The following is a 10272-nucleotide window of genomic DNA, read 5'->3' on the forward strand; positions in this document are numbered from 1 at the left end:
TAATATAATTTAATCAAGTTTTAGAGAATTTTAAATTTTCGGACAGGGGGTTATGCGTATGAAAAACTTTAATAAACTTCTTGCTGCTGGCGCGACGTTGGCAGCAGCGGGATTGGCCCTTACCGGATGCGGCTCAAAATCAAGTTCCAGTTCTTCTAAGCAAGTCTTGAATTGGAATGAGGCTTCCGAACTTCCGACGATGGATTTGTCAAAAGCAACCGATACGATCAGTTTCGACATGCTGAACAACTCGATGGAAGGACTTTTGAGAATCGGCAAGAATTCTAAGGTTGAACCAGGGATTGCCAAGTCTTACAAAGTTTCTTCCGATGGACTTACATATACTTTCAATCTTCGCAAGAATGCCAAATGGTCAAACGGTGACAAGGTTACGGCTGACGACTTCGTTTATTCCTGGCGCCGGACGGTTGATCCGAAGACGCAATCGCAGTACTCATACCTCTTTGAAGGCGTTAAAAACATCGATGATATCACGGCCGGCAAGAAAGCTCCTTCAACGCTTGGCATCAAGTCCGTCGGTCAATACAAAGTCGTCGTTACTTTAACGAAAAAGATTCCTTATTTCAAGCTGCTCATGGGCTTCCCGAGCTTCTTCCCGCAAAACAAGACCGCGGTTGAGAAGTACGGCAAGAAGTACGGCACGTCATCCAAGTACATGGTATATGACGGACCGTTCAAGATGACCGGATGGACAGGGACGAACCTTTCCTGGACGCTTTCCAGGAACAAGAATTATTGGGATAAGTCGCACGTTAAGCTTGACAAGATCAATTTCAAAGTCAACAAGAGTACGACGACTTCATACAACCTTTATCAAAGCAAAAAACTCGATCAGACGATTCTGTCGACTGAACAGGCTAAGCAGCTGTCAAACGACCCGGGATACACGGTCATAAAGGAAGCACGTACTAACTATCTTGAATTCAACCAGACGAAGAAGGAATTCCAGAACAAGAAGATCCGTCAGGCCATTGGCTATGCCATCGACCGCGATCAATTAGCGAAGAAGGTTATGGGAAGCGGCACGCTTCCGTCCAAGAGCGTTGTTTCATCAGGACTCGTTCAAAACAACGGAACTGACTTCGCAACTGCTGCCAAAACGACGGTCGGCGTAACTCTTAATAAGAAGAAAGCCGCACAGCTTTGGAAAGAAGGACTTCAGGAACTCGGCGAATCCGGTATGACGATTACCCTGTTGGGTGATGATACGGATGCTGCCAAGAAGATTACTGAATTTATCCAAAGCCAATTGGAAGCAAATCTGCCAGGAATCAAGGTCGAAGTTGCCAACGTTCCGTTCAAGACACGTCTGGCACGTGCAGAAAAAGGCCAGTTTGAACTTCTGGCAAATGCTTGGGCTGCCGATTTCTCCGATGCGATCAGTTTCCTTGATCTCTTTACGACGGGTAACCCTTATAACAACGGCAAGTGGTCAAATGCCGAATACGACAAGCTGATCACGGCTTCCAAGACGACGGATGCCGGCAATGCGGACAAGCGTTGGGATGACATGGTCAAGGCTTCCAAGCTGATCAATGAAGAACAACCGATTGTTCCTTTGTTCCAATTGAATACGCCATCGCTGCTCAGAACGAACGTCAAGGGTGTCGTTCATAATACGGCGGGCGTTGCATACAACTGGAAGGAAGCATACATTGCTAAATAATTGAATTTGATTAAGGACATTTCTGTATGGTTCATGCGCCGCGAATGCATGGGACTCTTTAACGAGGAGTTTTTGAAATGTCTAATCAGTTATGATATGTCGTGGTGACAGGATAGCCACGGCATATTTTTTTGTTCTGTGATACACTAAGAGTATCGATACACAATAGAAGAGGTGAAGCTGATGACGCGCAAGGACAAGATTTTTGAGTATGTTAAACAAAACGCAAGCATCGAGTCGGAAGGATATACGACGACCGAGATTTCAGAAGCTCTCGGAATCATCAGAAACAACGTCAGCAAAGAATTGAACGTCTTGGTTCGTGAAGGAAAGCTTCAAAAAATCGACGGCAGACCCGTCAGGTATTTATTGGCCGAACGTGAAATGCAGAGCAGAAACAAAGTTGGCGAATATTCGCAGCGCAAGTCGCAAATAACCGGATTCACCAATGCAAGACTGACTGAATCAAGCAATGACGATTATGAAAAAGATATTCCGCAAGATGTTTTTGAAAATTTCATCGGTAAGAATGACAGTTTAAAAAATCAGGTAGAACAGGCCAAAGCTGCTATTTTATATCCGCCGCAAGGGCTGAACGTTTTAATTACCGGTCCGACCGGTTCTGGCAAAACCTATTTTGCCAATGCGATGTATCGGTTTGCGATGAATACGGGAGTCATCAAAAAACAGAAGTTCACGACGTTCAATTGTGCCGATTATGCGCATAACCCGCAGCTTTTGATGTCGCATCTTTTTGGGTATGCCAAGGGGGCATTTACGGGTGCGACGGAAGATCATGACGGACTGATTCAGGAAGCAGACGGCGGGATGCTTTTTTTGGATGAGGTTCATCGATTGCCGCCTGAAGGTCAGGAAATGATCTTTTATTTTATGGATCACGGGACATATAATCGTCTCGGTGAAACTGCCAAGACACATCATGCTGATGTGCGCCTTGTCTGCGCAACGACGGAAGACCCGGAAAGTTCTTTGCTTCAGACGTTTGTCAGAAGAATCCCGATCATGATCAAGATGCCAAGTTTCTCTCAAAGAAGCGCAAGAGAACAGCTGCAGCTTTTACGGCAGCTGTTGGGGATTGAAGCCAATCGAACCGACAAGGACATCAAATTGAGCGATGACGTCGTCAAAGCTCTTCTTGGAAGCGTTACGTTCGGCAACGTCGGACAGCTTAAATCAAATATTCAGCTTGTTTGCGCACAAGCATTTTTGAACAGCATGCAGGATGAAAATGAAATGGAAATCGAGTTTGACTCGCTTCCTCAAAACATCAAGGACGGAATTCCGCGACTTGCCAACAACAGAACGGAATTAAGCAAACTGTCGCGTTTGTTGGAACCGATGATGGTCGTTCATCCAAATGACGCTTCGAAGATTCAATCGGAAAGCGACAGTTATGAATTGCCTTACAACTTGTATGAAATCATCGGTTCCAAGGCTTCCCTGCTGAAAGAAGAAGGGTTGGATCAACCTGCAATCAACAACTTTATTTTGACGGACATCAACCTGCATTTGAAATCATTTTATCGTGAAGCAAAGGTTGATCAAAAAGAAACGAACTTAAACGAAATTGTTGATCAAAGCACGATCGATCTGACCAAAAAAATCAAGGAACGCCTTCAAAACGATTATGCCTATAATACGGGAGACAACTTCATCTATGCGATGAGCTTGCACATCAGCTCGTTTATCAAGCGGATTCGCTCAGGCAAGCCGATGCGGACTGTTTCCGGAGATATCGTGACGATGGTCAAGGACTATCCTGAAGATTTGCGGCTCGCCGAACAGGTCAAAAAGATGATCGAACAGTATTACAAGTTCATCGTACCAGAGTCGGAAGTTTACTACCTTGCCGTGTTGCTCGTTTCGCTGAATTCCGTTCCGAAAAGCGGCAGCGTCGGGGTCGTGGTTGCGGCGCATGGGAACAGTACTGCCGCTTCAATGGTCCAAGTGGTAAACAAATTGCTTGGGGCAGAAAACCTGGCTTCCTTTGACATGTCGCTTGAAATGAGTCCAAAGATTGCGTTGAAGGGAATTATTGAAAAAGTTAAGGAAGTTGATCAGGGCAACGGCGTGTTGTTGTTGGTTGATATGGGATCGCTCAGTACCTTCAGCGAGCAGATTACGAATAAGACGGACATTCCCGTTAAAACGATCGACATGGTAACGACGGCGATGGTTTTAGAGGCGGCTCGCAAAACTTCATTGATAGACAGTGATTTGAAGACTGTTTATTCGGAATTGCGAGATTTTAACGGGTATTATTCTCATAAGGACGAAGAACATTCTTCAAGTCAAAATGATGTTGATAAGCGGCGCGCAATCATCGCAATCTGTTCGACCGGTGAAGGAACTGCCCGAAAAATCAAGCAGATAATCGATAATATTTTAGTTGACCAATTGATTGATGACGTTGTCGTCGTTCCGATCTCTGTTGTCGGAATGGATGGTCGAATTGAGGAGCTCGAACAAAATTATCGCATAATTGCCGCAACGGGAGTCGTCAATCCTGACATTGGCGTTCCGTTCATTTCCCTGGATGAATTGTTTAAAGGGGGCGGCAACGAGTTTATCCAACTGTTGGAAGATTCTGATCGATACTATGAATTAAACCCCGGGCAACCGGCTGAAGAATCGCTGTCGATGAGCGAGCAGACGGCCTGCCAGTATTTGGAGCAATGCTATACGTTCATCAATCCCAAGAAGATTATCGGCATTTTGCAGAATTATTGTGATTTGATCGAACGAGATTCGAAAAAAGAATTGGGACAGTCGAAACGAATGGGGCTGATCATGCATTTGGCAGGAGCAATCGAGCGCGCGTTGCTGCAAACACCGATTTCTGCAACTGAATCGGAATTGATCGAAATAAGAACCAACAAAATGTTTTCGAGCGTGCAAAAAGCCAATCAGATGCTGGAAGAGCGGCTTAACGTCAAGTTTGCCGATTCGGAAACGTATTACATCATCAAACTGATTGATACAGAAAATCAAGACTAATGATACAGATATGTTTGATACACTAATGTTAGTGTATCAAGTGTTTTTTGTCATAAAAAGGCAAGAAAAATATATGAATTTTTAGTGAATATCTATTTTTCAAATATCAATCAAAAATAATTGATTATATTTTAAAATGCTGTTAAAACGGGAATAATAGACGCTTTGACCTGGGAGAGAAAGAAAAAATGATGAAGAAAAAAGCAATAATTAATCGAAATTCTGGATTTGATACACAAAGTTGGCACGGTAATTGCTATATGTTACGTGTAAGGAAAATCTTTGATAAGGAGATGATCGGATGCTGAGATTGATTGTTTCTAGTCACGGAAAGCTTGCCGAAGAGCTGGTCGAATCTTCGTATATGATATTTGGTCGGCAGGATGGCGTTTTCGCCTTGGAATTTAATCTTGACGAAGATCTGAACGATATCAAAGAAAAATACAGAACTGTTTTGGCTGGAGTGCCGGAAAATGACCAAGTGATTTTTTTATGCGATTTGTTTGGCGGTTCTCCGTTTAACGGGGCAAAAGCTTTTATCGATGAAAATTCAAAACGTTACGGTCTGATTGGCGGCGTAAACCTTGCAATGCTGATTGAGGCGTATGTTTTGAGGCAATCAGGCAAACCGTTGGCTGAGGTTGTTTCCATGTTGGAAGAAACCGGTCGATACGGAGTCAGACACTATGAAGCCGGTGATGACATTGACGATGGATGTTAGGTTGTTAAGAATCGATAGCAGGCTGTTGCATGGTCAAGTGACAACGAGCTGGACCAAAGCGACAAAGGTTGACCGCATTCTTGTCGTTTCCGATGACGTTGCCAAAGACAATCTGCGTAGGACGTTGATTATGCAAGCCGCACCGCCGGGGGTCAAGGCAAACGTTTTGACCATCTCAAAAATGCTTCGCATTTATTATGATTCGCGCTTTGATTTTATTAATGCAATGATTTTAGTTGAGAATCCAGTAGATGCAATAAGACTCATTTCCGGTGGGATCAAAGTTCCTTCGGTCAACATCGGATCAATCAGTTTTGATACCACCCGTAAGATGGTAACTGATACAGTCGCAGTAAATCATGATGACGTGAACATATTTGTCTGGATGCATCGCCGCGGAATCGTGCTTGATTATCGCAAGGTTCCAAGCGATGCCAAGAAGGATTTTTGGAAATGTCTTTGTGAAAAGGAATTTGTTCATGATACGAGCCAAAAGCTGAAATAGTTCAAAAATTATGTATAGGAGGCAATACAAATGGTAGGTATTATCCTAGCAAGTCATGGTAGCTTTGCAGACGGAATTTTCCAATCAGGTCAAATGATCTTTGGTGAACAAGAAAACGTCGCACACGTTACCTTGATGCCAAGTGAAGGCCCGGACGATATCAGAGCTAAGATGGAAAAAGCAGTTGCATCTTTCGAAAATCAAGATGAAGTCTTGTTCTTAGTCGATCTTTGGGGCGGTACACCGTTCAACCAAGCAAACAATCTGGTTGAACAACATAAAGACAAGTGGGCAATCGTTGCCGGCATGAATTTGCCAATGGTAATCGAAGCTTACGCATCACGCTTTTCGATGGAAAAGGCGCAAGACATTGCGGCACACCTTGTTGAAGCCGGCAAGGACGGTGTCAAGGTCAAGCCTGAATCATTAGCTCCAAAAGAAGCACCGAAAGCAGAGGCAAAAAGCACTGAGCCAGCAGGGGCAATCCCTCCTGGAACCGTTCTTGGCGACGGCCACATCAAATACGTGCTTGCACGCGTTGATTCGCGTTTGCTTCATGGTCAAGTTGCGACGGCCTGGACGAAGACGACGCAGCCAACGAGAATCATTGTTGTTTCGGATGGCGTTGCGCATGACAAGCTTCGCAAGAATCTGATTACGGAAGCAGCTCCTCCTGGAGTTAAAGCAAACGTTATTCCGATTAACAAGATGATTGAAGTTGCAAAAGATCCTCGCTTCGGGAATACGAAAGCCTTGCTTCTCTTTGAAACGCCGGAAGATGCCCTTAAGGCAATCGAAGGCGGCGTCGACATCAAGGAACTGAATATCGGTTCAATGGCACACTCTGTTGGCAAGGTTGCCGTAAACAAGGTGCTTTCCTTGGGCAAAGAAGACGTTGAAACGTTTGACAAGCTGAAGAAAATCGGAGTCAAGTTCGACGTGCGCAAGGTTCCGACGGACTCTCATGACAATATGGATGAAATTGTTGATAAGGCTCGCAAAGAGCTCGGAATGTAAAGTTTCATTCTCAATAGAACAGGAGGACTAAGATATGTCTATTATATCAATGATTTTAGTAGTTATCGTTGCCTTCCTAGCGGGTATGGAAGGTATTCTTGATGAATTCGAATTCCATCAACCGCTGGTGGCATGTACGTTAATCGGTTTGGTGACGGGTCATCCTACAGAAGGTATCATTCTTGGCGGCTCGCTTCAAATGATCGCTTTAGGTTGGGCAAATATCGGTGCTGCCGTTGCCCCTGACGCTGCGTTGGCATCTGTCGCATCTGCAATTATTTTAGTTCAAGGCGACCAAGGCGTTAAGGGTGTCGGTACGGCGATCGCAATTGCCGTTCCTTTGGCCGTTGCCGGTTTGTTCTTGACGATGATCGTTCGTACGCTTGCTGTTCCTATCGTTCACATTATGGATACGGCAGCTGAAGAAGGAAACTATCGCAAGATTGAAGTTTGGCAAATCATCGCTGTCTGCCTGCAAGGTCTTCGTATCGCTATTCCGGCTGCAGCTTTGCTGATTATTCCTGCAGACGCCGTTAAGAGTGCTTTGGAAGCAATGCCTGCATGGTTGTCAGACGGCATGTCCATCGGCGGCGGCATGGTTGTTGCCGTAGGTTACGCAATGGTTATCAACATGATGGCTACGCGTGAAGTTTGGCCGTTCTTTGCAATCGGCTTCGTTATCGCAGCCGTTTCAGATTTGACTCTGATTGCTTTGGGTGCTCTTGGTATTTCGTTTGGCTTGATCTACCTCGAACTCAAGAAAAACGGCGGAAGCAACAATGGCAACGGCGGTAACGGCAATACTGGCGACCCGCTCGGTGACATTCTCGAAGACTACGAATAAGGAGGATCAGGAACATGGCTGAAAACAAGATTCAATTAAGCAAAAAAGATCGCTTGGCCGTTTGCTGGCGTTCAACGTTCCTGCAAGGTTCATGGAACTATGAACGTATGCAAAATGGCGGCTGGTGCTACGCAATTATTCCGGCAATCAAAAAGCTCTACAAGACAAAAGAAGAACGCACGGCTGCTTTGAAGCGTCACTTGGAATTCTTCAATACGCATCCGTATCTTGCATCTCCCGTAATGGGCGTTACGCTTGCTCTTGAAGAAGACCGTGCCAATGGAGCTGCCGTTGACGATACGGCTATTCAAGGGGTTAAGGTCGGCATGATGGGTCCTTTGGCCGGTGTCGGCGATCCTGTCTTCTGGTTCACGATTCGTCCTATGCTTGGTGCTTTGGGTGCTTCGCTTGCCCTTGGCGGAAACATTCTCGGACCAATCTTGTTCTTCATTGCATGGAACATTATTCGTTGGGCATTCATGTGGTATACGCAAGAATTCGGCTATCGTGCAGGTTCCAAGATTACGGACGATATGTCTGGTGGACTTTTGCAATACGTGACGAGCCTTGCATCCATCATGGGCATGTTCGTGCTAGGTGCTTTGATTGAACGCTGGGTTTCAATCAAATTCACGCCGGTCGTTTCGAAGACAACTCTTTCAAAGGGTGCCTACATTGAATGGGACAAGCTTCCAAAGGGTGCTGCCGGCATCAAGGAGGCTTTGACGGAACAAGCAAACGGCTTGGCTCTTGATCCGACGAAGGTTACGACGCTTCAAGACAACCTGAACCAGTTGATTCCTGGTTTGGCTGCATTGCTTTTGACATTCCTTTGCATGTGGCTTTTGAAGAAGAAGGTTTCCCCAATCGTTATCATCTTGGGAATCTTCGTTGTCGGTGTCGTATTCCACTTAATCGGCTTGATGTAATTTATCGATAATGATGATAATGCGGTCTTGTTCCATGGGAATGAGACCGTTTTGTTGTATAATAATAAGTATTCAGACAATATGGCGGAGGGTATCGTAATGGTTCAATCAATCAATACTAAAGTGGATCTCGTAATCGAAGGAACGTCACACATGGGCTTGACGGATTACGGCAAAATCATGATTGGCGACAAAGGTTTCGAATTTTTTAATGATCGCGACGTTCGCAAAAACATTCAGATTCCTTGGACGGAGGTTGATTTGGTAATTGCCTCCGTTATGTTCAAAGGGCGCTGGATTCCGCGTTACGGCTTCCAGACGAAGAAAAACGGAACGTTTACGTTTTCGTCCAAACAGCCGAGAAAGGTCTTGCGTGCTGTCAGGAAATATATTGAACCTGAGCGCATGGTTCGCTCGCTGACGTTCTTTCAAGTCGTTAAACGGGCATTGAAGAACAAGTTTTCTTCTGATAAGAAATAGCTTGTTTTATCAAATGCAGTGCATAGCAGCTCTGCTTGATCAGTTCGTCAAGACGTGATTACGGACAAAGTTCTCTATTTCATCAATGTGTCAGTAAATAAGGGCTTTTGTCAGATACAGTTATAGTTTCTGTTCAATCAGCGTCGAGATATCATTCAAATTTATCGACAGCATCTTTTTGGCTGTTTCCGTCATGGCGAACGATTGTCATGCATATTCAAAAAATCAGGCGATTTGAAATTAATTTCAAATCGCCTGATTTTTTATTTGAGGCATATTTTTTGGCTTGTTTTGTCAGTTGATGTTTGAAAAGATTGATTGAGAATGAAATAAACTGTATTCAAAAAGGAAATAAGATGAATAAAAATTTCTTTAATACATAAAAAAACATTTTCATTCCGAACAAAAAAAGCGAATTAGCATGGAATGTTTATAGTCAAATTTTTTTTATAAATAAATTGCGAAATATCCTTGACTAATAGGAAAAATGCTTGTATAGTTAGTAACGTTGTCAGTCGAATGACTTCTTGTCGTGAGATTGATGACTTAGAAAAATTAATTAATTGTTGACATCACTTGTTGAATGCGATATACTTAAAAAGTTGTCAGTTGAGACAAATGAGCTGAGGATGATGAATTTTTATTCAAAAAATAATTCAAAAAGGCCTTGACAAAGATGTTGATAATTGATATAATTTAAGAGTTGTCACTTAGATGACTGCGAAACAGATCTTTGAAAACTGAACAAAGTTTCGATAAGCAAATGTGCAGGGCTTCTTGTTTTAAACAAGAGCAACAATATTTGCGAAGTCAATTCGCTAGTAAATTTTGAGTCACAAACTATAAATTGAGAGTTTGATCCTGGCTCAGGACGAACGCTGGCGGCGTGCCTAATACATGCAAGTCGAACGAAGCTTTCTTTCACCGAATGCTTGCATTCACCGAAAGAAGCTTAGTGGCGAACGGGTGAGTAACACGTAGGCAACCTGCCCAAAAGAGGGGGATAACACTTGGAAACAGGTGCTAATACCGCATAACCATGAACACCGCATGATGTTCATGTAAAAGACG

8 protein-coding genes and 1 rRNA gene are annotated in these 10272 nt (G+C 44.0%); all 9 read left to right on the top strand.

Annotated elements, in window-relative coordinates; all coding sequences use genetic code 11:
• Window positions 1-58 precede the first annotated feature (58 nt).
• Window positions 59-1687: a peptide ABC transporter substrate-binding protein gene (locus BMZ95_RS07505; RefSeq protein ID WP_014074248.1), complete on the top strand. Its 1629-nt coding sequence runs from the start codon at window positions 59-61 to the stop codon at window positions 1685-1687.
• A gap of 183 nt (window positions 1688-1870) precedes the next feature.
• On the top strand, window positions 1871-4705 hold the full coding sequence (locus BMZ95_RS07510; RefSeq protein ID WP_074786552.1) for a sigma-54-dependent transcriptional regulator: 2835 nt from the start codon (window positions 1871-1873) through the stop codon (window positions 4703-4705).
• Between the two features lie 301 nt (window positions 4706-5006).
• Window positions 5007-5426, top strand: a complete 420-nt coding sequence (locus BMZ95_RS07515) for a PTS sugar transporter subunit IIA (RefSeq protein ID WP_014074246.1) — start codon at window positions 5007-5009, stop codon at window positions 5424-5426.
• Window positions 5416-5931 (top strand): PTS sugar transporter subunit IIB, encoded by a 516-nt coding sequence (locus BMZ95_RS07520; protein WP_046922362.1) that lies wholly within the window; start codon window positions 5416-5418, stop codon window positions 5929-5931. Before BMZ95_RS07515 ends, BMZ95_RS07520 begins: the two co-directional genes overlap by 11 nt.
• 30 nt (window positions 5932-5961) lie before the next feature.
• Window positions 5962-6948 carry a mannose/fructose/sorbose PTS transporter subunit IIA gene (locus BMZ95_RS07525; RefSeq protein WP_014074244.1) on the top strand — a complete coding sequence of 329 codons (987 nt, stop codon included), beginning with the start codon at window positions 5962-5964 and terminating at the stop codon, window positions 6946-6948.
• A gap of 34 nt (window positions 6949-6982) precedes the next feature.
• Complete coding sequence (locus BMZ95_RS07530) at window positions 6983-7792, top strand: PTS mannose/fructose/sorbose transporter subunit IIC (RefSeq protein WP_046922360.1); 810 nt, start codon at window positions 6983-6985, stop codon at window positions 7790-7792.
• Window positions 7793-7806: 14 nt separating this feature from the next.
• On the top strand, window positions 7807-8721 hold the full coding sequence (locus tag BMZ95_RS07535; RefSeq protein WP_046922361.1) for a PTS system mannose/fructose/sorbose family transporter subunit IID: 915 nt from the start codon (window positions 7807-7809) through the stop codon (window positions 8719-8721).
• Between the two features lie 99 nt (window positions 8722-8820).
• Window positions 8821-9201 carry a DUF956 family protein gene (locus BMZ95_RS07540; RefSeq protein ID WP_004563749.1) on the top strand — a complete coding sequence of 127 codons (381 nt, stop codon included), beginning with the start codon at window positions 8821-8823 and terminating at the stop codon, window positions 9199-9201.
• Between the two features lie 843 nt (window positions 9202-10044).
• Window positions 10045-10272, top strand: a 16S ribosomal RNA gene (locus BMZ95_RS07545); the annotation flags it as partial.

Source organism: Ligilactobacillus ruminis DSM 20403 = NBRC 102161 (genome assembly GCF_900113455.1).
In the GTDB taxonomy this organism is placed as follows: Bacteria; Bacillota; Bacilli; order Lactobacillales; family Lactobacillaceae; genus Ligilactobacillus; species Ligilactobacillus ruminis.

Excerpts from the sequence above, each read along its gene's own strand:
- BMZ95_RS07530 (WP_046922360.1), top strand. The coding sequence starts at position 6,983 with ATGTCTATTATATCAATGATTTTAGTAGTTATCGTTGCCTTCCTAGCG.
- BMZ95_RS07540 (WP_004563749.1), top strand. The coding sequence starts at position 8,821 with ATGGTTCAATCAATCAATACTAAAGTGGATCTCGTAATCGAAGGAACG.
- BMZ95_RS07525 (WP_014074244.1), top strand. The coding sequence starts at position 5,962 with ATGGTAGGTATTATCCTAGCAAGTCATGGTAGCTTTGCAGACGGAATT.
- BMZ95_RS07520 (WP_046922362.1), top strand. The coding sequence starts at position 5,416 with ATGGATGTTAGGTTGTTAAGAATCGATAGCAGGCTGTTGCATGGTCAA.
- BMZ95_RS07510 (WP_074786552.1), top strand. The coding sequence starts at position 1,871 with ATGACGCGCAAGGACAAGATTTTTGAGTATGTTAAACAAAACGCAAGC.
- BMZ95_RS07505 (WP_014074248.1), top strand. The coding sequence starts at position 59 with ATGAAAAACTTTAATAAACTTCTTGCTGCTGGCGCGACGTTGGCAGCA.
- BMZ95_RS07535 (WP_046922361.1), top strand. The coding sequence starts at position 7,807 with ATGGCTGAAAACAAGATTCAATTAAGCAAAAAAGATCGCTTGGCCGTT.
- BMZ95_RS07515 (WP_014074246.1), top strand. The coding sequence starts at position 5,007 with ATGCTGAGATTGATTGTTTCTAGTCACGGAAAGCTTGCCGAAGAGCTG.